20 protein-coding genes and 1 pseudogene are annotated in these 21,786 nt (G+C 52.6%); 15 read left to right on the plus strand and 6 right to left on the minus strand.

Annotated elements, in window-relative coordinates:
- Positions 1-87 precede the first annotated feature (87 nt).
- The 7 genes from nsrR (at position 88) to rplI (ending at position 5,379) form a co-directional block, all read left to right on the plus strand.
- Positions 88-516 (plus strand): nitric oxide-sensing transcriptional repressor NsrR, encoded by a 429-nt coding sequence (gene nsrR, locus JL661_RS01190; protein ID WP_004241364.1) that lies wholly within the window; start codon positions 88-90, stop codon positions 514-516.
- 27 nt (positions 517-543) lie between these two features.
- Positions 544-2,982 carry a ribonuclease R gene (gene rnr, locus JL661_RS01195; protein ID WP_004234492.1) on the plus strand — a complete coding sequence of 813 codons (2,439 nt, stop codon included), beginning with the start codon at positions 544-546 and terminating at the stop codon, positions 2,980-2,982.
- A 78-nt stretch (positions 2,983-3,060) separates the two neighbouring features.
- Complete coding sequence (gene rlmB, locus JL661_RS01200) at positions 3,061-3,795, plus strand: 23S rRNA (guanosine(2251)-2'-O)-methyltransferase RlmB (RefSeq protein WP_004234494.1); 735 nt, start codon at positions 3,061-3,063, stop codon at positions 3,793-3,795.
- Between the two features lie 151 nt (positions 3,796-3,946).
- Complete coding sequence (rpsF, locus tag JL661_RS01205) at positions 3,947-4,336, plus strand: 30S ribosomal protein S6 (RefSeq protein ID WP_004241366.1); 390 nt, start codon at positions 3,947-3,949, stop codon at positions 4,334-4,336.
- 5 nt (positions 4,337-4,341) lie between these two features.
- A complete protein-coding gene (gene priB / locus JL661_RS01210) occupies positions 4,342-4,659 on the plus strand; it encodes a primosomal replication protein N (RefSeq protein WP_045139169.1) in 318 nt (105 codons plus the stop codon).
- A 4-nt stretch (positions 4,660-4,663) separates the two neighbouring features.
- On the plus strand, positions 4,664-4,891 hold the full coding sequence (rpsR, locus tag JL661_RS01215) for a 30S ribosomal protein S18 (protein ID WP_004234502.1): 228 nt from the start codon (positions 4,664-4,666) through the stop codon (positions 4,889-4,891).
- A gap of 38 nt (positions 4,892-4,929) precedes the next feature.
- Complete coding sequence (gene rplI / locus JL661_RS01220; protein WP_004234503.1) at positions 4,930-5,379, plus strand: 50S ribosomal protein L9; 450 nt, start codon at positions 4,930-4,932, stop codon at positions 5,377-5,379.
- Between the two features lie 75 nt (positions 5,380-5,454).
- Here rplI and JL661_RS01225 read toward each other — a convergent pair whose 3' ends face one another.
- Positions 5,455-6,045, minus strand: coding sequence for a LysM-like peptidoglycan-binding domain-containing protein (locus tag JL661_RS01225; protein ID WP_225310132.1), 591 nt, complete (start codon positions 6,043-6,045; stop codon positions 5,455-5,457).
- 217 nt (positions 6,046-6,262) lie between these two features.
- Between JL661_RS01225 and bamJ the strand changes: the two genes are divergently transcribed.
- From bamJ to JL661_RS01240, 3 genes are all read left to right on the plus strand, one after another.
- Complete coding sequence (bamJ, locus tag JL661_RS01230; protein ID WP_004241369.1) at positions 6,263-6,883, plus strand: BamJ family beta-barrel-assembly machinery protein; 621 nt, start codon at positions 6,263-6,265, stop codon at positions 6,881-6,883.
- Between the two features lie 134 nt (positions 6,884-7,017).
- Positions 7,018-7,758 carry a 3'(2'),5'-bisphosphate nucleotidase CysQ gene (gene cysQ / locus JL661_RS01235; protein ID WP_004234507.1) on the plus strand — a complete coding sequence of 247 codons (741 nt, stop codon included), beginning with the start codon at positions 7,018-7,020 and terminating at the stop codon, positions 7,756-7,758.
- A gap of 331 nt (positions 7,759-8,089) precedes the next feature.
- Positions 8,090-8,296, plus strand: a complete 207-nt coding sequence (locus JL661_RS01240; protein ID WP_004234508.1) for a DUF1107 domain-containing protein — start codon at positions 8,090-8,092, stop codon at positions 8,294-8,296.
- Positions 8,297-8,329: 33 nt separating this feature from the next.
- On the opposite strand, the gene paeA is transcribed toward JL661_RS01240, so the two are convergent.
- Both paeA and msrA read right to left on the minus strand, forming a co-directional pair.
- Entirely contained in the window at positions 8,330-9,700 is a 1,371-nt protein-coding gene (gene paeA, locus JL661_RS01245; protein WP_004234510.1) for a polyamine export protein PaeA, read from the minus strand.
- Between the two features lie 178 nt (positions 9,701-9,878).
- Complete coding sequence (msrA, locus tag JL661_RS01250) at positions 9,879-10,544, minus strand: peptide-methionine (S)-S-oxide reductase MsrA (protein WP_062772144.1); 666 nt, start codon at positions 10,542-10,544, stop codon at positions 9,879-9,881.
- Between the two features lie 192 nt (positions 10,545-10,736).
- Here msrA and tamA point away from each other — a divergent pair.
- The 3 genes and pseudogenes from tamA (at position 10,737) to JL661_RS01265 (ending at position 16,616) form a co-directional block, all read left to right on the plus strand.
- Positions 10,737-12,480, plus strand: a pseudogene (gene tamA, locus JL661_RS01255) (autotransporter assembly complex protein TamA).
- A complete protein-coding gene (gene tamB / locus JL661_RS01260) occupies positions 12,480-16,250 on the plus strand; it encodes an autotransporter assembly complex protein TamB (RefSeq protein WP_062772141.1) in 3,771 nt (1,256 codons plus the stop codon). The pseudogene tamA and the gene tamB overlap by 1 nt, the downstream one beginning before the upstream one ends.
- A 3-nt stretch (positions 16,251-16,253) precedes the next feature.
- A complete protein-coding gene (locus JL661_RS01265) occupies positions 16,254-16,616 on the plus strand; it encodes a gamma-glutamylcyclotransferase family protein (protein WP_015422315.1) in 363 nt (120 codons plus the stop codon).
- 67 nt (positions 16,617-16,683) lie between these two features.
- Here JL661_RS01265 and ppa read toward each other — a convergent pair whose 3' ends face one another.
- Positions 16,684-17,214, minus strand: coding sequence for an inorganic diphosphatase (gene ppa / locus JL661_RS01270; protein WP_004234518.1), 531 nt, complete (start codon positions 17,212-17,214; stop codon positions 16,684-16,686).
- A 95-nt stretch (positions 17,215-17,309) separates the two neighbouring features.
- A complete protein-coding gene (gene fbp / locus JL661_RS01275) occupies positions 17,310-18,323 on the minus strand; it encodes a class 1 fructose-bisphosphatase (protein ID WP_004234520.1) in 1,014 nt (337 codons plus the stop codon).
- A 167-nt stretch (positions 18,324-18,490) separates the two neighbouring features.
- Here fbp and mpl point away from each other — a divergent pair, with 167 nt between their 5' ends.
- Positions 18,491-19,843, plus strand: coding sequence for a UDP-N-acetylmuramate:L-alanyl-gamma-D-glutamyl-meso-diaminopimelate ligase (mpl, locus tag JL661_RS01280; RefSeq protein ID WP_062772138.1), 1,353 nt, complete (start codon positions 18,491-18,493; stop codon positions 19,841-19,843).
- Positions 19,844-19,910: 67 nt separating this feature from the next.
- Here mpl and argR read toward each other — a convergent pair whose 3' ends face one another.
- Positions 19,911-20,381 carry a transcriptional regulator ArgR gene (gene argR / locus JL661_RS01285; RefSeq protein ID WP_004234524.1) on the minus strand — a complete coding sequence of 157 codons (471 nt, stop codon included), beginning with the start codon at positions 20,379-20,381 and terminating at the stop codon, positions 19,911-19,913.
- Between the two features lie 448 nt (positions 20,382-20,829).
- Between argR and mdh the strand changes: the two genes are divergently transcribed.
- Positions 20,830-21,768, plus strand: coding sequence for a malate dehydrogenase (gene mdh, locus JL661_RS01290; RefSeq protein ID WP_024474260.1), 939 nt, complete (start codon positions 20,830-20,832; stop codon positions 21,766-21,768).
- Positions 21,769-21,786 lie beyond the last annotated feature (18 nt).

The following is a 21,786-nucleotide window of genomic DNA, read 5'->3' on the forward strand; positions in this document are numbered from 1 at the left end:
CTTAATAAGCAAAAGACACACATAATGATTATCCATTACTTATCATGTGATCCCCCGCGCGGGATGACAGAATTCCCGGGGTAAAATGTGCAGTTAACCAGTTTTACAGATTATGGCTTGCGGGCGCTGATTTATATGGCGTCACTTCCTGATGGTAAAATGACCAGTATTACGGAAGTGACAGACGTTTACGGCGTATCGCGTAACCATATGGTCAAGATAATTAACCAATTGAGCCATTTGGGTTATGTCGAGGCGATTCGCGGCAAAAATGGCGGGATCCGCCTGGGAAAACCTGCTAATACTATAGGTATCGGTGAGGTTGTCCGCGCGCTCGAGCCGTTAACACTGGTGAACTGCAGCGGTGAATTCTGTCACATTACTCCGGCATGCAGACTGAAATCGGTACTGAATAAAGCCATCCGGGAGTTCTTACAGGAACTGGATAAACACACGCTCGCTGATATGGTGCAGGACAATCAGCATCTTTATAAATTGTTACTGACGGACGAATAACGCCGTTCAGAAACCACGGAGGATACAATGTCAGTGGAAAAACAATCAAACGACCCTTATCGTGAGCGCGAAGCGGAAAAATATGATTCCCCGATCGCGAGCCGTGAATTTATTCTTGAAACTGTCCGCCGCCACACCAAACCGGTGAGCCGCGAAGATATCGCACAGGAACTGGGGATCACCGGTGAAGAGGCTCAGGAAGCCCTGCGCCGCCGTCTGCGCGCTATGGAGCGTGACGGGCAACTGGTCTTTACCCGCCGTCAGTGTTACGCACTGCCGGAGCGTCTTGATTTAATTAAAGGAACCGTGATCGGCCATCGTGATGGCTTCGGGTTCTTGCGTGTCGAAGGACAAAAAGACGATCTCTACATCCCGCAGGATCAGATGAAATTATGCATCCACGGGGATGTGATCCTGGCCCAGGTGATGGGGGCTGATCGCAAAGGCCGCCGCGAAGCGCGCGTTGTACGTGTGACCGAGCCGAAAACCGGCCAGATTGTCGGCCGTTACTTTACCGAAGAAGGCATGGGATTTGTCGTGCCGGATGACAGCCGTTTGTGCTTCGATATTCTGATCCCGAAAGAGTCAATTAACGGCGCACGGATGGGGAATATCGTGGTGGCGGAACTGACCCGCCGTCCGGGCAAACGGGTGCAGGCGCTCGGCGTTATCACCGAAGTGCTGGGCGAGAAAATGGGTACCAGCATTGCGGTGGATATTGCCCTGCGCAAACATGAAATTCCGTTCACCTGGCCTGCTCAGGTGGAACGTCAGGTCGCGGATATCCGCGAGGAAGTACCGGAATCCGCCAAAAAAGGCCGTGTTGATTTGCGCGATCTGCCGCTGGTCACTATCGACGGCGAAGATGCCCGTGACTTTGATGACGCGGTACACTGTGAAGCCAAACGCGGCGGTGGCTGGCGTCTGTGGGTGGCGATTGCTGACGTCAGTTATTATGTGCGTCCGCAGACGGCACTGGATGATGAAGCCCGCAGCCGGGGAACCTCGGTTTACTTCCCGTCACAGGTCGTACCGATGCTGCCGGAAGTGCTGTCGAATGGTGTCTGTTCACTGAACCCGCAGGTTGATCGCCTGTGTATGGTGTGTGAAATGACCATTTCGGCGAAAGGTAAGCTTTCCGGTTACCGTTTCTATGAAGCGGTAATGAGCTCCCACGCCCGTCTGACCTATACCAAGGTGTGGAAAATCCTCGAAGGGGATGAAGAGCTGCGCGAACACTATGCACCGCTGGTAAAACACCTGGAAGAGCTGCACAAACTCTATAAAGCACTGGCGGAAGCCCGTGACGAGCGCGGTGCGATTGCCTTTGAATCCGAAGAAGCGAAATTTATTTTCAATGCGGAAAAACGCATTGAGAGCATTGAACCGGTACTGCGCAACGATGCACACAAACTGATCGAAGAGTGCATGATCATGGCGAACGTTGCGGCGGCACGCTTTGTTGAGAAAAACAACGAACCGGCGCTGTACCGTGTGCATGATCGTCCGAAAGAGGACAGCGTCATCAATCTGCGCACCGTCTTTAATGAGCTGGGTCTGACCCTGCCGGGCGGCCTGACACCGGAGCCGAAAGATTACGCCCGTGTCATGCTGGAAGTGGCGGAGCGTCCTGACCACGAGTTGTTACAGACTATGCTGCTGCGTTCGATGAAACAGGCGATTTATGATCCGGACAACCGCGGTCACTTCGGTCTGGCGTTACCGGCGTATGCCCACTTTACCTCACCAATCCGCCGTTATCCGGATCTGAGTCTGCACCGTGCGATTAAGTACCTGCTGGCAAAAGAACGCGGCGAAGGGAAATCGCAGACCGGCGCGTGGCATTACGATATGCAGAGTATGCTCCAGCTCGGTGAGCACACTTCCATGACGGAGCGCCGTGCCGATGAAGCCACCCGTGACGTGGCAGACTGGCTGAAGTGCGACTTTATGCAGGACCAGGTGGGTAATGTCTTTACCGGGCTTATCACCAGTGTGACCGGGTTTGGTTTCTTTGTCCGTCTGAATGACCTGTTTATCGATGGTCTGGTACACGTATCAACACTTGATAACGATTACTACCGCTACGATAATGTCGGCCAGCGTCTGATTGGTGAATCCTCCTCCAATGTGTACCGCCTGGGTGATGAAGTTGAAATCCGGGTGGAAGCGGTGCATATGGATGAGCGCACCATTGATTTCGCGCTGATTTCCACCACCCGCCGTGCCCGTAATGAAGGCAAAACCGCAAGAACCCGGGCGAAAGCCGGGGAGAAAGGAGATAAGCGCCGGGACGGTAAGAAAGGGGATCCCCGCCGTGACAAAAACTTCGAGCCGGACAGTGCATTCCGTAAGAAGAAAAAAGACGACGGCCCGAAAGCCCCGAAAGGTAAAAAATCAGCCCGGACCAAAAAAATCGAGGCAAATATAAAGGCGAAACGCGCGAAGAAAAAAGCTGAGAAGTAACCGCCTTTGATTTGAATTTTCCCACAATGAGGCATTGCGCCTCATTGTGTTTTATTGTCCCGCAACAAACGGAACGTTATGAGTGAAATTATTTATGGTATCCACGCTGTGGATGCTTTGCTGGCGCGTGATCCCAGCCGTTTTCTTGAAGTCTTTATCTTAAAAGGGCGTGAAGACCGCCGCCTGACCCCGGTTGTGCATGCTCTGGAAGCGGCAGGTGTCCGTGTGCAGATGGCCAGCCGTCAGTGGATGGACAGCCAGACCGAAGGTGCCGTCCATCAGGGGATTATCGCCAAAGTCAGAGGCGGCCGTCAGTATCAGGAGCAGGATCTGCCTGATCTGCTGGCTGAGCATGAGACTCCGTTCCTGCTGGTACTCGACGGCGTGACTGACCCGCATAACCTGGGGGCCTGTCTGCGTACCGCCGATGCCGCCGGTGTACACGCGGTGATCATCCCGAAAGACCGCTCCGCGCAGCTGAATGCCACGGCGAAAAAAGTCGCCTGTGGTGCGGCGGAAAGCGTACCGCTTATCCGTGTCACTAACCTGGCCCGCACACTGCGTCAGCTGAAAGACGAAAATATCTGGGTTGTCGGCACTGCCGGTGAAGCCACCCATGATCTGTATCAGAGCAAAATGACCGGCCCGGTGGCGCTGGTGATGGGCGCGGAAGGGGAAGGCATGCGCCGTCTGACCCGCGACCTGTGCGATGAACTGATCAGCATTCCGATGGCCGGGTCAGTCTCTTCCCTGAACGTCTCGGTGGCAACAGGTGTCTGCCTGTTTGAGGCCGTGCGTCAGCGCGCAAAATAATCCCGCATCACACACTTATTACCTTGTCTTTTGGGACGGGTATGAGTATAGTTATGCGTCAAATTTTTCAGCCGCACTTAAACAAGTTCCTTGCCTCTCAGGGTTGCGGTTGCCCGGACAGGAGGCTAATAATCCGTAAGGAGCACTACTAATGCGTCATTACGAAATCGTCTTCATGGTTCATCCGGACCAGAGCGAACAAGTACCGGCAATGATCGAGCGTTATAAAACTGCTATTACTAACGCAGAAGGTCAGATCCACCGTCTCGAAGACTGGGGTCGTCGCCAACTGGCTTACCCAATCAACAAACTGCACAAAGCGCACTACGTTCTGCTGAACGTTGAAGCTCCGCAGGAAGTGATTGACGAGCTGGAAACTATTTTCCGCTTCAATGATGCCGTTATCCGCAGCATGGTTATGCGCGTTAAGCACGCGGTGACTGAACCTTCTCCAATGGTTAAAGCGAAAGACGAACGTCGCCCGCGCGACATGTCTGACGACATTGAAGAAAATGATGAAGCTGAGGAAACTGAAGAGTAATAACGGTGTCCGCTAACCGTCTGGTGTTATCCGGCACAGTGTGCAGGGAACCCATCCGGAAAGTCAGCCCGGCCGGAATTCCGCATTGTCAGTTTGTGCTTGAGCACCGCTCACAACAGCAGGAAGCCGGACTCACCCGGCAGGCATGGTGCAGAATGCCCGTGGTTGCCAGCGGACAGACGATCCAAACCATTACTCGCAGTATAACGGTCGGCAGTCAGATAACCGTTCAGGGATTCATAAGCACCCATCAGGGGCGAAATGGATTATCAAAACTGGTTCTTCATGCCGAACATATTGAATTGATAGATTCTGGAGACTAGCCATATGGCACGTTATTTCCGTCGTCGTAAATTCTGCCGTTTCACCGCAGAAGGCGTTCAAGAGATTGATTATAAAGACATCGCTACGCTGAAAAACTACATCACTGAAAGTGGTAAAATCGTACCAAGCCGTATCACCGGTACCAGTGCGAAATATCAGCGTCAGCTCGCTCGTGCTATCAAGCGTGCACGCTACCTGTCTTTACTGCCTTACACTGATCGTCATCAGTAATCGGCACAGTCCATTAATGACTTTAAGAGGATAAGGTAATGCAAGTTATTCTGCTTGATAAAGTAGCAAACCTGGGCAGCCTGGGCGACCAGGTAAATGTTAAATCTGGTTATGCACGTAACTACTTAGTACCGCAAGGTAAAGCAGTTCCTGCAACCAAGAAAAACATCGAATTCTTCGAAGCACGCCGCGCAGAACTGGAAGCTAAATTAGCTGACGTTCTGGCAGCAGCACACGCTCGTGCAGAAAAAATCAATGCCCTGGGCGTTGTGACTCTGTCTTCCAAAGCGGGTGACGAAGGTAAACTGTTCGGTTCTGTCGGTACCCGTGACATCGCTGATGCTGTAACTGCAGCAGGCGTTGAAGTGGCGAAAAGCGAAGTTCGTCTGCCAAACGGCGTTCTGCGTACTCTGGGTGATCACGAAGTTCACTTCCAGGTTCACAGCGACGTGTTTGCAGAACTGAATGTGAAGATTGTTGCTGAGTAATCTCTGATTACACGGTAAACATCTTTGAAAGACGCTGGCTCAGGCCAGCGTTTTTTTTTGCAGTAAAAACCGGTGTTAAGAGCGGCGGTAACTGCCGTCTTTCTGTCGCTTAAAGGTGGCGGACTGCCCGTTAGCCTTATCAATCCTCAGCACAGAGACCGTATTTCCCTTTCCTTTGGTCACACTGATTTTATCCCCTGCCTCCACCTGATTAAGCGGCTTCTGCGGCCCCTCAACGGCTGTCATGCGAAATAAGTCATCCACCGGTAACCCGTTGCTGCGAAAGACCTGGGCGATGGTCTGGCCCTTTTTGAGGGTGAAACGCAGTGCATCTGCCTGTGCAGGCACCGCAGCAGGAGCAGACTCTGCACTAACCGGCGGTGGTGTGGTCGCCGGTTGCGGAGCCGGTTCGGTATTCAGTACACCAGGCGGCAGATTATCCGGCAGCGGCAAATCCGGGATATCGGATGGTGCCTCCGGTAGTGTGCCGGTCTGTTCAGCTATCAGGTCACCTAACGGATCTGCCGGTGGCGTCAGTGTGATATTCTGAGGCGGAACGGTCACCGGCGGTTTCTGCGCGGCAGGCCAGAAAAACAGGATCAGCATGATAATCAGCGCAATGGCGGCGATAGCGTAAAGATGGCGCTTTGGCAGTAGTCTCATCATAATCTCCCGCTGTTCAGCATGAATAATTATCATCCGGTATTATTCCAGTGTAGCAGCAGACTTACTGAAATTATTCGGAATTAGTCCTGTTTTATAAATTGATTGTGCTGTTTTCCGGGAATCACCGTGTTGCATCAGCTTTCACTGATTATCGGGTTTACCGGGGTACATCCTGCTGTTATGCTTGTCCGTCTTACTTATTACTCAGGTATCTCTCATGACACAACCGACTTTTGACACGATGGAAGCACAGGCAAGCTACGGAATCGGCTTACAAATCGGCCAGCAATTACAGGAATCCGGACTGAGCGGATTAGTACCGGAAGCCATCCTGGCCGGTATCACCGACGCACTGGAAAATAACCAGCCGGCTGTGGCGGTGGATGTTCTGCATCGTGCCCTGCGTGAAATGCATGAGCGTGCTGATGCTGTCCGCAATGAAAAACAGGCTGAGCTGGTTAAAGACGGCATGCGTTTCCTGGAAGAAAACGCGAAGAAAGAAGGCGTTTCCACCACTGAAAGCGGCCTGCAGTTCTCTGTCATTAATCAGGGTGACGGCGCTATCCCGGCCCGCACTGACCGTGTCCGTGTTCACTACACCGGCCGTCTGATCGACGGTACTGTGTTTGACAGCTCTGTACAGCGCGGCCAGCCGGCAGAATTCCCGGTAAACGGCGTGATCGCAGGCTGGATTGAAGCACTGACCCTGATGCCGGTCGGCTCCAAATGGGAACTGTATATCCCGAGCAACCTGGCTTACGGCGAGCGCGGTGCCGGTGCGGCAATCCCGCCGTACAGCACACTGGTATTCGAAGTGGAGCTGCTGGAGATCCTGTAATCTCTCTTTGTCAGCAATAACAGAATATGCGAAATGGCCGGTTTTCACCGGCCATTTTTATTTCTATACTCAGGTCTCCGGAGACGTGAACAGGATTACGCGACTCACTAACCGTTCTGTGAAAGAGGTGAAGGATGCTCAATCAAATTTGTCTGCTGGCCCGGCGGGCGGGCGATGCAATCATGGATATCTACCATCATCCCGACACACTGACCATCTCCGCCAAAGCGGATAACTCCCCCTTAACCGCTGCGGATTTAGCTGCGCATCACATTATCGTGCAGGAACTGAAGTCTCTGACACCGGACATCCCGGTGCTGTCAGAGGAAGATCCGCAGCCGTGGTCTGAGCGGCAGCACTGGACACAATACTGGCTGGTGGATCCGCTCGACGGCACCAAAGAATTTATCAGCCGCAACGGTGAATTTACGGTCAATATTGCCCTGATTTCAGACGGCGTACCGGTGATGGGCGTGGTGTATGCCCCGGTACCGGACGTGCTCTATCTGGCAGAAGGCAAACACGCCTGGCGTGAGCGGGGCGGGCAGCGGATGGCTGTCAAAGTGGTGAATACAGATCTGCCGATGGTGGTGATCAGCCGTTCACATCAGGATGCGGAACTGGCGGATTATCTGGAGCAACTGGGGCCGCATGAAACCCGTGCTATCGGTTCATCCCTCAAATTCTGTCTGGTGGCGGAAGGTAAGGCGCAGCTCTATCCCCGTTTTAACCCGACCCACATCTGGGACACGGCGGCCGGACATGCCGTTGCACTCGCGGCCGGAGCGCATATTACGGACTGGAGCGGAAAAACGCTCGACTATACACCGCGTGAATCACTGATAAACCCGGGGTTCCGTGTCAGCAGTTTCTGACTGCCATTTTATTCCTGAATAACAGTGTAATTTGCATGGTTATGCAAATTACACTGACTTTTCCCCGCCTGTTAAATTCCGTATCTGCTGACATTAATCCCGTTATTTCAGCCTCACATTATTTATAAAACTTATAGTAATTATGAGGTTATTATTTCATTGTTATAGTGTGACGGGGATCGATTTTCACTCTGATTTGTGAAGTAAATCGTAGTGAAGTGTCATTTTATGTAAAAATAGTGATTAAATCATTTGATTAATGAACCCGGGTGGTAGAATTGAGTCATACCTTAGGCATGAAAGAAAAGGTAAAGGGGAGGACATAAGTACGATGAAAATTTTCGCCCGTTACAACCCGGCTCAGATCGCCCGCTACGTGAAAACCTTATTCCGTGGCCGCCTGTATATACAGGGGATGGGCGCGTTTGAATTTGACTACGGCAAGATTTTACCGCCGAAAATCAGAGACAAACGCCACCTGAGTGCAATGAGTGAAATTAATCAGCAGGTATCGTTGCTGCAGGCGCAGCTGGCGTAACCACAATACCTGTCTGATGAAGAAGGGTTAGTTTTACGGTTTCTGGTGCTGTTCGTTGTGTGCCACGTCAGACTGACCCTCTTTGCCGCTTTCCGCCGCTGACGGACGCGGGACAACCGGTGCATCCGGGATCCGTGTAACCAGCAGCTGGTCAATCTTGTAGTTGTCGATATCCACCACTTCAAACTTAAAGCCCGAGAATTTCACGGAATCGGTCCGTTTCGGGATACGGCGCAACTTATACATCAGGAAACCGGCGATGGTTTCGTAGTTGCTGTCATCCGGGAACTCATCAATATCCAGCACCCGCTGCACATCCTCAATCGGTGTACCGCCTTCAATCAGCCAGGAATTTTCATCACGGGCAACAATCTGTTCTTCCTGTCCCTGACCGACCAGATCCCCCATCAGGGTAATCATCACGTCATTGATAGTGATAACACCCATCACCATGGCGTATTCATTCAGAATGATAGCGAAGTCTTCCCCGGCATTTTTAAAGCTCTCCAGGGTGTCTGACAGGCTCAGAGTGTCCGGGATCATCAGTGCCGGGCGGATCTGCACACCTTCATGCAGATTCAGGCTCTGGCCGTTCAGCACACGGTTGAGCAAATCTTTGGAATCGACATAACCGAGCACATGATCCAGACCGCCGTCGCACACCAGAAATTTTGAGTGCGGCTGCGTGGAGATCTTCTCTTTGATGCTCTCTTCGTTTTCCTGCTTGTCGAAATAGACCACGCTCTCACGGGAGGTCATAGCAGACGGCACAGTACGGGATTCCAGCTCAAACACGTTTTCGATCAGTTCGTGCTCCTGCTTGCGCAGCACACCGGCGACCGCACCTGCTTCCACCACCGCGTAAATATCATCAGAAGTGATATCTTCATTTCGCGCCAGCGGGATTTTGAATAATTTAAAGAACAGGTTGGATAATCCGTTAAACAGCCAGGCCAGCGGGCGCAGTACTGTCAGGCAAAAACGCATCGGCTGGACAATCCGGATGGCGACCGCTTCCGGTTTGATCATCCCGAGACGTTTCGGGGTCAGATCCGCCAGCAGGATAAACATGGAGGTCACGATAATAAATGACAATACTGAGCCGAGCTGCTGTGCGGCGGCATCGGCCATAAAATTGCCGAACAGGGTGCGCAGCGCCGGTGAAAAGGCCGATTCACCGACAATACCGGCGAGGATCGCCACGGCGTTCAGGCCGATTTGCACCACGGTGAAGAACATCCCCGGTGCTTCCTGCAAACGGAGCACATGGGCGGCATTGGTATTGCCTTCGTCAATCATGACTTTGAGTTTGATACGCCGCGAGGCGGCCAGTGATATTTCAGATAACGAAAAGAATGCGCTGATCGCGCAGAGTAACAGGACGATTAATAAACTATTTAACATATAAGTTCCGAATGGCCGGCACGATTGCCTCTGGGCGCGCTGTTGTTGATTATGCGTGGCGACCGGTTATTTTAGATATATAGAGCATAAGTATCGGATATTAAAAAAGAAAGGCGCACAGAACATCCAATTTGTCTGTGCGCGGATGTGCAGTATAGCACCGGAACGGGAAAAGCGGCTAGTTTCTCAGCGAAGGCGGAAGACAAACACCGATCCCGCCGAGCCCGCAGTAGCCTTCCGGGTTCTTATCCAGGTATTGCTGGTGGTAATCCTCCGCCACATAAAACGGGCCGAGCGGGCGGATGGCTGTGGTGATACTGCGGCTGTCGTTGTTCTCATTCATCGCCTGCTGATACTGCTCACGGGAAGCAAGTGCCTGCACACGCTGGCTGTCAGACTGAGTATAAATTGCAGAACGGTATTGTGAGCCGATATCGCCGCCCTGTTTCATGCCCTGTGCCGGGTCGTGGTTTTCCCAGAACAGACGCAGCAGATCGGCATAGCTGATAACGGACGGGTCATACACAATGCGGACGGCTTCAGCATGACCGGTGTTGCCGGTGCAGACGCCTTCATAGGCCGGGTTCTTTGTCGTACCACCGGTGTAACCGGCGGTGGTGCTGTACACGCCCGGCTGCTGCCAGAACAGGCGCTCCACGCCCCAGAAGCAGCCCATAGCGAAATACGCGGTATCAAAGCCGTCAGGCACATGGTTCACATCATGGCCGGTTACGGTATGGCGCGGGCTGATGGTCAGTGCCACAGCGCTGTCCGGCAGTGCATCAGCGGCGGAAACAGGAGATACAACAGTGTCCTGCGGGTATTGAGTGGTGTTTTGTGTCATTTGCGGTGGCTCCTGTTTTAAGAATAATCGGTGCATTATCAGCAGATTTCAGGTTATTTATCTTATGTATCTATAGTAAACTTCAAATTATTTTCATTTATACCCTTATTCATTCACATTACCGCTTCGTTGGCTGTATTCTGAATGAATAAAGGTATATCTCAGTCAAATCGCAGAAATTCAGGAGTTGATGTGATCCGGTACCCTCTTGTTTGTGTTGTCGCTGTGTCTCTCACATCCCCTCTGGCATATAGTGCAAATCTTCGCTTAAAAGTGGAAGGGCTCAGCGGGCAACTTGAAAAAAAATGCAAGAGTCCAGCTTTCCACTATCACGACCGATGAGGTCGTGGCTGACGGCCGTTTTCGTGCCCGGGTGGAAAAAGCCATCAAAGAGGGGCTTCGTCCGCTGGGGTATTATGAGCCGGTGATCACCTTTGATTATCAGGACAATGCACCGCCTGCACGGCCGGTGTTGTATGCCCGTGTCGTCCCGGGGGAACCGGTTAAAATTGCCGGGGTTACCGTGGATATCGAAGGCGCGGCAAAAACCGATCCCGCATTCAAAAAATTCATTACCAAAAATACACCTGAAACCGGGACTGTCGTCAATCACGGCGAGTACGAAAGTTTTAAAAGCGGATTATCCGGGCTTGCCTTAAAACGCGGCTATTTTGATGCCGAAATGGAAAAAAGCCAGCTCGGCATTGCGCTTTCCCGTCATGCGGCCTACTGGGATTTTGTGTTCAACAGCGGCAAACGATACCGTTTCGGGAAAGTGAATTACCAGGGCTCGCAAATCAGCGATGAATACCTGGAAGGTTTGGTGCCGTTTAAAGAAGGCGATTACTACACCTCTGATCAACTGGCAGAATTTAACCGTCTGCTGGCGGAAACCGGCTGGTTCCAGTCCGCGATCGTCACCCCGGATATTGCAAAGGCCCGGGCGGATAACAGTGATTATCTGACCATGGATGCCTCATTCACTCCGCGCGCGCAAAACTTTGTCGAGCTGGGCGGCGGCTTTGCCACCGATGTGGGGCCGCGTGTTCAGGCGAAATGGAATAAGCCGTGGGTGAATTCCAGCGGCCACAGCCTGACCTCCAGTATCAGCCTGTCCGCGCCGGAACAGATTATTGATACCTCTTACCGCATCCCGCTGAAGGTCAACCCGATTGAGCAGTATTACGCCGTCTCCGGCGGGTATAAGCGTACCGATCTGAATGATACCAAAGCCGATACTGCGACAGTCAGTGTTTCCCGTAACTGGGATTTATCCACCGGCTGGCAGTACGGTATCAATATGCGCTGGAGTCTCAGCCACTTTACCCAGGCGGATATCACCAACACCACCATGCTGCTCTATCCGGGGGTGAATGTCAGCCGTGTCCGTTCGCGGGGCGGGATGATGCCGTCCTGGGGGGACAGTCAGCGCTACTCAGTGGATGTTTCCAATGAAATGTGGGGCTCGGATGTGGATTTTTCCATTTTCCGCGCCCGTAACGTCTGGGTGAGAACGCCGTGGGATGGTCACCGCTTTGTGATGCGCGGCAACCTCGGCTGGATTGAAACCAATAATTTCGACAAGGTTCCGCCGGATCTGCGTTTCTTCGCCGGTGGCGATGGCAGTATCCGGGGTTACCGTTACAACAAAATCTCACCGGAAGATTCTGACGGCAAACTGACCGGGGGCTCGCGGCTGGTGGTCGGCTCGCTGGAATACCAGTACAACGTAACCGGAAACTGGTGGGGCGCGGTGTTTGTGGACAGCGGTGAAGTGGTGAACGATATCAAACGGAGTAATTTCAAAACCGGTGCCGGTGTCGGGGTGCGCTGGGCATCGCCGGTCGGACCGATCAAATTTGACCTTGCCGCGCCGGTAGGTGATAACGAAACGAAAAATATCCAGTTTTACATCGGCTTGGGGGCAGAACTCTGATGAAATGGCTGAAGTATCTGAAATGGCCGGCAATCATTCTGCTGGTCCTCATTCTGCTGATTGGCGGCACACTCGGCTGGATCCTGGGCACACAGTCCGGCCTGCATTTTGCACTGAATCTTGCACCGCGTGTGGTTTCCGGCCTGGCTATCGGTCAGGTTGAGGGTGATCTGCGTAATCTGACCCTGAAGCAGGTGAAATACACCATGCCGGGTATTGATGTCAGCGTGGATAAGGTCAACCTGGCGCTGCGCCTGAGCTGTCTGAAAGACATGACACTCTGTGTTGAAAACCTCAGCACGGACGGCACGCGCGTTGCTGTCGATACGGCAAAACTGCCGCCGTCAGAAGAAACTCCGCCGTCAGAGCCGCTGACAGAGCTGAATGCGCCGCTGACCATTTTCCTGGATTCTCTCTCTGTGACCAACACACAGGTCACCGTGGATGATATGGCGGTAAATCTGGATACCTTCCGCACCGCCATGACCTGGCAGGGCGACCAGTTGACCCTGAAACCAACGGTAATTAATGCCCTTTCTGTTGTGCTGCCGAAAAGTGACCCGGCTGCGGCAGAAGAACCGGCGCCGGCAGCGGATGCACCGGAAAAGCCGTTAGGTGAAACTATCAGTGAGATTTTTGCTCAGCCGATGCTGGCGGAACTGCCGGAGGTTATTCTGCCGCTGAATATCTCAGTGGAAGGTATTTCCGGTGAGAACTGGCAGGTGAGCGGTGATGCGCCGGTAACCCTCAATTCCCTGCACCTGGCACTGTTTAACAAAGGGCAGGTGCTGACCCTCAGTGATCTGTCTGCGGATGCGCCACAGGGCAATATCGCGGTCAGCGGGGAAGTGGCGCTCAGTGAAAAATGGCCGGTGGCGTTGTCGGTGAAAGGCCATGTCCGTGATTTTGAGGAATTCAGCGGGCAGGATCTCGATCTCACCCTGAACGGCGGGCTGCTCGATGAGCTGAAACTGGCGCTGGCACTGAAAGGGCCGGTCAATGCCACGCTGGATGCACAGACCAACCTGACACAGGCCGATCTGCCGCTGCTGCTGACCCTGGAGAGTCAGAAAGTCAGCTGGCCGCTGACCGGTGAGGCGGATTATCAGCTTGATGGCGTGAAACTGCGCCTTAACGGGAAAGTGAGCGGTTACGACCTCTCCCTGCGTTCGGATATCAAAGGAAAGGACATCCCGCCTGCGCTGCTGACGCTGGATGCGAAAGGGAATACTGAACAGCTGAATCTTACCCGGCTGCGCCTGAATGCGTTACAGGGCTTTGCGGAAGTGACCGGGGTGGCGGACTGGCAGAAAGCCATCAGCTGGCAGGCGGTTCTGACGCTCTCCGGGCTGAATACCGCAAAAGCCTATCCGGAGTGGCCGGCCAAAGTGGACGGCAAAATCAGTACCCGGGGCAGCCTGTACGGCGGTAACTGGGAGCTTGAAATCCCGGATATCACCCTTGACGGCAAAGTGAAAACCTATCCGCTGAAAGCGCGCGGTAATGTGAAAGGTAACGCAGGCGGTCAGTGGACAATCCCGGATCTGAAACTGGCACTGGGTAACAATAAACTGGATGTGCGGGGCGAGCTGGCAGATGCCTGGAAGCTGGATGCGGATATCAATGCACCGGCGCTCGGCGGCCTGGTTCCGGGGCTGGCGGGAACGGTCAAAGGGAAGCTCAATGTCCGTGGCAATATGGAAAAACCACAGATCCTCGCCGACCTGGCTGTTCACAGCCTGAAATGGCAGAACGATCTGTCGGTGGCGGATGCGAAAATCAAAGGGGATATCACCTCCGCAGAGCAGATCAAAGGCCAGCTGGATGTGACGGTGAATCAGCTGAAGCAGGCCGATCTGGTGATCAGCAACCTGACCCTGAATGCCAAAGGTACCGAAGCACAGCACCAGCTGAAACTGACCATGAAAGGCGAGCCGGTCTCGGCACAACTGATGCTGAACGGCGGATTTGACCGTAAAACCGAAACCTGGAAAGGTACGCTGAATAACACCCGCTTTGACACACCGGTGGGTGAATGGTCGCTCAGCAAGGTAATGGCGCTGACTTATCTGAATGAAAAACAGGAAGTGACTATCGGCACCCATTGCTGGGTGAATCCGGATGCCCGTATCTGTGTGCCGAAACCGATCACCGCAGGAGCTTCCGGTAATGCATCGGTTGCCCTTGAACGTTTTGATCTGGCGATGATTAAACCATTCCTTGGCCCGGATACCCGGCTGGATGGTGTATTCAGCGGTAATGCCAATGTCCGCTGGTTTGCGGACGGCTCACAGCCGGTGGTGGATGCATCCCTGAAAGGCAACGGTGTGAAGGTGGTGCAGAACCTCGACGGCACGAATCTGCCGGTCGCGTTTGACACCCTGACCATGACCACCGCCATGAAGAACGGCAAACTGAATCTTCAGTGGCTGATTGCTATTGCCGGTAACGGAAAGATTAACGGTAATGTCCAGATTTCTGATCTGGAGAAACGCCGTCAGCTGAGCGGGAATGTCGGGATCGATAATATCTCGCTGGATCTGCTGAAACCATTGCTCGGCAAAGGGGATAAAGCTACCGGGCGGCTGAATGCGGGGCTGCGTCTGGGCGGTAATGCTGCATCACCGCTGCTGTTTGGCCAGCTGGGATTATCAGATCTCGCCGTCAGCGGCCGTCTGCTGCCGTTTGATATCACAACCGGCGGACTGACCGTGAATTTTGATGGTGCCCGTTCTGATCTCAGCGGAAACATCAAAACGCCGGAAGGGTATCTCAACCTCAGTGGTAACGCGGACTGGCGCAGAATGGATGCCTGGAGTGCACGGATCTTCGCACAGGGTGACAAACTGCGCGTTTCCCTGCCGCCGATGATCCGGATTGATGTCAGCCCGGATCTGGTCTTTGAGGCGACACCGTCGATGCTGAAACTGGACGGTACGGTCAATATTCCGTGGGCGCGGATCACCGTGCATGAAGTACCGGAGTCCGCCGTCAGCGCCACATCCGACGAAGTGATGCTGGATGACAACTTACAGCCAATCCGTGAGAAACAGACCAGTATTCCGATCCTGAGTAATCTGCGGATCCATATCGGTGATGATGTGCTGCTCGATGCCTTTGGTCTGAAAGCAAAACTCACCGGAGATCTGAAAGTCGCCCAGGATAAACAGGGGCTGGGGCTCAACGGCCAGGTGGATATTCCGCGCGGGCGTTTCCATGCTTACGGGCAGGATCTGCTGGTGCGCAAAGGACAGATCCTGTTCTCCGGTCCGGCTGATCAGCCGTTCCTTAATCTGGAAGCTATCCGTAACCCGGATAACACTGCTAACGGCGTGATCGCGGGTGTCCGGGTGACCGGGCTTGCCGACAGACCGAAAGTGGAAATATTTTCTGATCCGGCCATGTCCCAGGAAAATGCGCTCTCTTATCTGCTGCGCGGTGAGGGGCTGGATTCCGGTGACGCAGACAGTTCGCAGATGACATCCATGCTTATCAGCCTAGGGGTGGCACAAAGCGGGCAGTTAGTCGGAAAAATTGGTGAAACATTCGGTATTTCGGATCTGGCGCTGGATACCCAGGGTGTGGGCGATAAGTCGCAGGTTGTGGTCAGCGGTAAGATAACCAACGACCTGCAGGTAAAATATGGTGTCGGTATATTTGACTCCTTAGCGACCTTAACGTTACGCTATAGGTTAATGCCCAGGTTATATCTGGAAGCGGTGTCTGGTGTTAACCAGGCGATCGATCTGCTTTATCAGTTTGAGTTTTAATATATGCGAGTGATCGTTTATGGCAGTTTGCGGCAGAAACAGGGCAACCATCATTGGATGACCTATGCCGCCCTGCTGGGAGAATATACGCTTGAAGGCTATGACCTGTATGATTTGGGACACTATCCTGCGGTGGTACCGGGAACCGGTTCGATCGAATGTGAAGTGTACCGGATCTCCTCGTCGATCCTGACTGAGCTGGATGAATTAAAAAAAGATGGTCAGGATTACCGGCGTGAACTGGTTTCAACGCCGTACGGCAGTGCCTGGATTTACTTATATCAGCGTCCGGTGGACGGACTGGTGAAGATAAATTGCGGGGACTGGCTGAAACGGCACGAGGCAGAAGGCCCGGAAAGCGAATGATTTCCCTGTGAATAAAAAAACCGCTGTGAAAACAGCGGTTTTTTTTGTCTCTGAAACGGACTGCGGATTATTTTTTCGCAGCGCGTTCGAAAGAAGCAATGATTTCAGCTTTGGCGGCAGCAGCATCTTCCCAGCCGTCAACTTTCACCCATTTGCCTTTTTCGAGATCTTTGTAGTGCTCGAAGAAGTGAGTGATCTGAGCTTTCAGCAGCTCAGGCAGATCGTTCACATCTTTAATGTGATCGTATTCTTTGCTCAGTTTGGTGTGCGGAACCGCAACCAGTTTGGCATCTTCACCGGATTCGTCGGTCATTTTCAGCACGCCGACAGGACGGCAGCGGATCACTGAACCCGGCTGTAACGGATACGGAGTCGGAACCAGCACGTCTACCGGATCACCATCCAGAGATAAGGTGTGGTTGATGTAACCGTAGTTACACGGGTAGAACATAGCGGTTGACATGAAACGGTCAACAAACAGTGCACCGGATTCTTTATCAACTTCGTATTTAATCGGATCTGCGTTGGCAGGGATTTCGATAACAACATAGATATCTTCTGGCAGCTCTTTACCTGCCGGAACATTATTCAGGCTCATGAACGGATTCCTTAATCTTCAGAACAAATAGCGTGGCGGATATTATAACGAAAAAAAGGCGGTGGTATACCGCCTTTTCCTTCGCTTACTGTTGGTTACTTCCCGTTTTCGTCCGGGAATTCCGCCATAAAGCTTTCGGCTTTCTCTACCATTGAGCGGGTACCGACAAAGTACGGTGAACGCTGGTGGAGTTTTTCCGGAATGATATCGAGGATACGGTTCTTACCGTCACTCGCTTTACCGCCAGCCTGTTCCGCGAGGAATGACATCGGGTTGCACTCATACAGCAGACGCAGTTTGCCGTTCGGGTGGCTTGCGGTGCTCGGGTAGATGTAAATTCCGCCCTTGAGCAGGTTGCGGTGGAAATCCGCCACCAGAGAGCCGATATAACGGGTGGTGTACGGGCGGTCAGTGGCCGGATCTTCTTCCTGGCAGTATTTGATGTATTTTTTCACGCCAACAGGGAAACGGATGTAGTTCCCTTCGTTGATGGAATACATTTTACCGTTTTCCGGGAATTTCATATCCGCCTGGCACAGGCAGAACACACCCAGAGACGGGTCATAGGTGAAGGCGTGAACACCGTTACCGGTGGTATAAACTAGCATGGTGGAAGAGCCGTAAACCACATAACCGGCAGCAACCTGGCGGTTACCCGGCTGGAGGAAGTCAGCTTCGGTGACCGGCTGGCCCAGCGGGGTGATACGGTGATAAATAGAGAAAATAGTACCGACTGACACATTCACATCAATATTGGATGAGCCGTCGAGCGGATCCATCAGAACCACATATTTGGCGTTTTCCGCACGGCCGCCCTCAAAAACAACAATGTCGTCTTCTTCTTCGGAGGCAATACCGGCAACTTCACCACGGGCTTTCAGCGCGGCTTTCAGTTTCTCGTTGGCATAGAGATCCAGTTTCATCTGGACTTCGCCCTGCACGTTTGAGATACCATTAGTACCAAGGATATCAACCAGCCCGGCTTTGTTGATATCACGGTGAATAATCTTAGCGCCTAACTTAATCGCGGAGAGGAGTGCAGTCAGTTCTCCGGTGGCGTGAGAAAAGTCCTGCTGTTTTTCGACGATAAATTCGCCTAATGTTTTCATGACGTACGTCCTGAAGTGGGTGAAATAAAAGTATTACGAAAGCGGTTGCCCGTAAACGCGGGTGCAAGTTTAGCCAAAGAAAATCATAATTGATAGGCTAATCCGTTTCAGTTCTTTTGAGAGATGGTTAGAATAGTGACCAACGTCATGCTATTGGATAAAAAATAATGCATATTCATATTCTCGGTATCTGCGGCACCTTCATGGGCAGCCTGGCTATCCTGGCCCGTGCACAGGGGCACAAAGTGACCGGTTCGGATCAGAATGTCTACCCGCCGATGAGTGATTTACTGACAGAGCAGGGGATCGAGCTGATTCAGGGTTATGACCCGGCTCAGCTGACGCCGCGCCCGGATATGGTGGTGATCGGCAATGCCATGAAACGCGGAAACCCGTGTGTCGAGGCGGTGCTGAACCAGGGAATTCCTTACACTTCAGGGCCGCAGTGGCTGCATGACCATGTACTGCCGGAGCGCTGGGTGCTGGCGGTTGCCGGGACTCACGGCAAAACCACCACTGCAGGTATGCTGGCGTGGATTCTGGAAGACTGCGGCTATCAGCCGGGCTTTCTGATCGGCGGTGTCCCGGGGAACTTTGATGTTTCCGCCACGCTGGGTAACAGTCCGTTCTTTGTTATCGAAGCGGATGAATATGACTGTGCATTCTTTGATAAGCGCTCAAAATTTGTTCACTACAGCCCGCGCACACTGCTGCTCAACAACCTCGAGTTTGATCACGCGGATATCTTTGAAAACCTCGCGGCGATTGAAAAACAGTTCCATCATCTGGTACGTGTGGTGCCGGGTGACGGCAAAATTATCGCCCCGGCGCAGGATGCCAATCTGAAACAGGTGCTCAGTATGGGCTGCTGGAGTGAGGAAGAATACACCGGCGACAACGCCCGCTGGCAGGCAGAGAAAGTCACCAACGACTGCGGTGAGTTCGATGTGCGTTATGACGGTGAAATCAGCGGTCGTGTGACCTGGGGACTGGTGGGCGAGCATAATATGCAGAACGCCCTGATGGCGGTGGCTGCCGCACATCACGTCGGTGTGCCGGTCGCGGAAGCCTGCCGTGCGCTGGGTAAATTTATCAATGCCCGCCGCCGCCTTGAGCTGCGCGGTGAGGTGAACGGTATCAGTGTCTATGATGACTTTGCGCATCACCCGACGGCGATTCTGGCCACATTACAGGCACTGCGCAGTAAAGTCGGCGGTACAGCCCGCATCCTCGTGATTCTGGAGCCGCGTTCAAACACCATGAAAATGGGGATCAGCAAAGACGATATCGCGCCTGCGCTGGGTCGTGCGGATGAGGTCTTTATTTTCCAGCCGGCGAATATTCCGTGGCTGGTCAGTGAAATTACCGAACGCTGTGTACAACCGGCATACTGGAGCGGTGACCTGGATGCACTGACCAATATGGTGGCCGAACATGCACAGCCGGGGGATCATATCCTGGTGATGAGCAACGGCAGCTTCGGTGGTATCCACGATAAACTGCTGGAAAAACTGAAGTAATCTGAGCAAGAATAAAAAACCGCGCGGTGCATCAGTACCACGCGGTTTTTTTATGATTAACGGCGGATTACAGTTCCTGCTCGAACAGGGCGAGAATCGCTTCGTAGAGCTGTTCTGTGGTGAAATCTTTGGCCGGTGTCGAGAAAATAGTGTCATCCCCGGCGATACTGCCGAGAATGCCCTCGGATTTGCCGATGGAGTCCAGCAGACGGGCAATCAGCTGTGCTGCTCCCGGACTGGTACGGATAACCACAACCGAGTCATTGTAATCAATATCCAGCACCAGGTTTTTTAACGGGCTGGTGGCTGTCGGAACACCCAGTTCCGCAGGCAGACAGTAAACCATTTCCATTTTCGCGTTACGGGTGCGGACAGCACCGAACTTGGTCAGCATCCTGGAAATCTTGGACTGGTTAATATTCTCAAAGCCCTCTTCCTGCAGGGCGGTGACGATCTCCCCCTGAGAGCTGAATTTCTCTTCTTTCAACAGCGCCTTAAACGCTTTGATCAGATCTTCCTGTTTAGAAGGTGCGCGCATAGTCTTTCCTGCAAATTTGGATACGAACCTTATTATTATGCGGAAAAATGCATTTTTATGCAAATTAAACCCTGTGGTCTGACCGGGGGAAACCGCATTAATGGTCAAAACTGGTGATCAGCTCACGTAATTGACATTGCTTATGACTCTGACTGGGTTATCACCGGAGGTAAATATATTGTTAATTAAATGAGGTTGTTATCAGTTACGCATCGGTATATTAACGTGCATGACTATAAGTGCACTTAAAGTAAAATAATTGTCAAAATAGTGTTCCTTATCTCATTAACAGATAAGCGATTTGTTTAGAATGGATAACAATAGACAAACAGATTCAAATGCGTGAATATGCAATCAGTCTGTTAAAATATTGTATTCACAGCCCTCATGCACGGATTGGCGCCTGATGCGCAATCGTGCTAACCGTCCCAAGTTAAGGAGTCTCAGGATGAAAGTTGCAGTTCTCGGAGCAGCAGGTGGTATTGGTCAGGCTCTCGCCCTTCTTCTTAAAACCCAGCTTCCTTCAGGTTCAGATCTTACTTTATATGATATCGCACCGGTCACACCGGGTGTGGCAAAAGATCTCAGCCATATTCCGACCGATGTCCGGATCACCGGATTCGCGGGAGAGGATCCTACCCCTGCATTAGAAGGCGCGGATATTGTCCTGATTTCTGCCGGTGTGGCCCGTAAACCCGGCATGGATCGTTCTGATCTGTTTAATGTTAACGCGGGGATCGTCCGCAATCTGGTGGAAAAAATTGCCAAAACCTGTCCGAAAGCATTAATCGGCATTATCACCAACCCGGTGAACACCACAGTGGCGATCGCGGCAGAAGTGCTGAAAAAAGCCGGTGTGTATGACAAAAATCGCCTGTTCGGCGTGACCACGCTGGACATTATCCGTTCCAACACCTTTGTGGCGGAACTGAAAGGCAAGAAACCACAGGAGCTGGAAGTGCCGGTTATCGGCGGCCACTCCGGTGTGACCATTCTGCCGCTGCTGTCTCAGATCCCGGGTGTCAGCTTCAGCGACGCGGAAATCGACAGCCTGACCAAACGCATCCAGAACGCCGGTACTGAAGTGGTGGAAGCCAAAGCAGGCGGCGGGTCCGCAACGCTCTCTATGGGCCAGGCAGCCGCGCGTTTCGGCCTGTCACTGGTTCGCGCCATGCAGGGTGAAAGCAATGTGGTGGAATGCACTTATACCGAAGGTGACGGCAAATACGCCCGTTTCTTCGCCCAGCCGGTCGTGTTAGGCAAGAACGGTGTTGAGAAGCGTCTGGACATTGGTTCACTCAGTGCATATGAAGAGAAAGCACTGAACGGCATGCTGGATGTGCTGAAGGCCGATATTGCGCTTGGTGAGAAATTTATTAACAGCTGAATTATTAAATAGTTGTAT

Source organism: Morganella morganii (genome assembly GCF_019243775.1).
GTDB classification, from domain to species: domain Bacteria; phylum Pseudomonadota; class Gammaproteobacteria; order Enterobacterales; family Enterobacteriaceae; genus Morganella; species Morganella morganii.

Excerpts from the sequence above, each read along its gene's own strand:
- rnr (WP_004234492.1), top strand. The coding sequence starts at position 544 with ATGTCAGTGGAAAAACAATCAAACGACCCTTATCGTGAGCGCGAAGCG.
- rlmB (WP_004234494.1), top strand. The coding sequence starts at position 3,061 with ATGAGTGAAATTATTTATGGTATCCACGCTGTGGATGCTTTGCTGGCG.
- rpsF (WP_004241366.1), top strand. The coding sequence starts at position 3,947 with ATGCGTCATTACGAAATCGTCTTCATGGTTCATCCGGACCAGAGCGAA.
- rpsR (WP_004234502.1), top strand. The coding sequence starts at position 4,664 with ATGGCACGTTATTTCCGTCGTCGTAAATTCTGCCGTTTCACCGCAGAA.
- rplI (WP_004234503.1), top strand. The coding sequence starts at position 4,930 with ATGCAAGTTATTCTGCTTGATAAAGTAGCAAACCTGGGCAGCCTGGGC.
- JL661_RS01225 (WP_225310132.1), bottom strand. The coding sequence starts at position 6,045 with ATGATGAGACTACTGCCAAAGCGCCATCTTTACGCTATCGCCGCCATT.
- bamJ (WP_004241369.1), top strand. The coding sequence starts at position 6,263 with ATGACACAACCGACTTTTGACACGATGGAAGCACAGGCAAGCTACGGA.
- cysQ (WP_004234507.1), top strand. The coding sequence starts at position 7,018 with ATGCTCAATCAAATTTGTCTGCTGGCCCGGCGGGCGGGCGATGCAATC.
- JL661_RS01240 (WP_004234508.1), top strand. The coding sequence starts at position 8,090 with ATGAAAATTTTCGCCCGTTACAACCCGGCTCAGATCGCCCGCTACGTG.
- paeA (WP_004234510.1), bottom strand. The coding sequence starts at position 9,700 with ATGTTAAATAGTTTATTAATCGTCCTGTTACTCTGCGCGATCAGCGCA.
- msrA (WP_062772144.1), bottom strand. The coding sequence starts at position 10,544 with ATGACACAAAACACCACTCAATACCCGCAGGACACTGTTGTATCTCCT.
- tamB (WP_062772141.1), top strand. The coding sequence starts at position 12,480 with ATGAAATGGCTGAAGTATCTGAAATGGCCGGCAATCATTCTGCTGGTC.
- JL661_RS01265 (WP_015422315.1), top strand. The coding sequence starts at position 16,254 with ATGCGAGTGATCGTTTATGGCAGTTTGCGGCAGAAACAGGGCAACCAT.
- ppa (WP_004234518.1), bottom strand. The coding sequence starts at position 17,214 with ATGAGCCTGAATAATGTTCCGGCAGGTAAAGAGCTGCCAGAAGATATC.
- fbp (WP_004234520.1), bottom strand. The coding sequence starts at position 18,323 with ATGAAAACATTAGGCGAATTTATCGTCGAAAAACAGCAGGACTTTTCT.
- mpl (WP_062772138.1), top strand. The coding sequence starts at position 18,491 with ATGCATATTCATATTCTCGGTATCTGCGGCACCTTCATGGGCAGCCTG.
- argR (WP_004234524.1), bottom strand. The coding sequence starts at position 20,381 with ATGCGCGCACCTTCTAAACAGGAAGATCTGATCAAAGCGTTTAAGGCG.
- mdh (WP_024474260.1), top strand. The coding sequence starts at position 20,830 with ATGAAAGTTGCAGTTCTCGGAGCAGCAGGTGGTATTGGTCAGGCTCTC.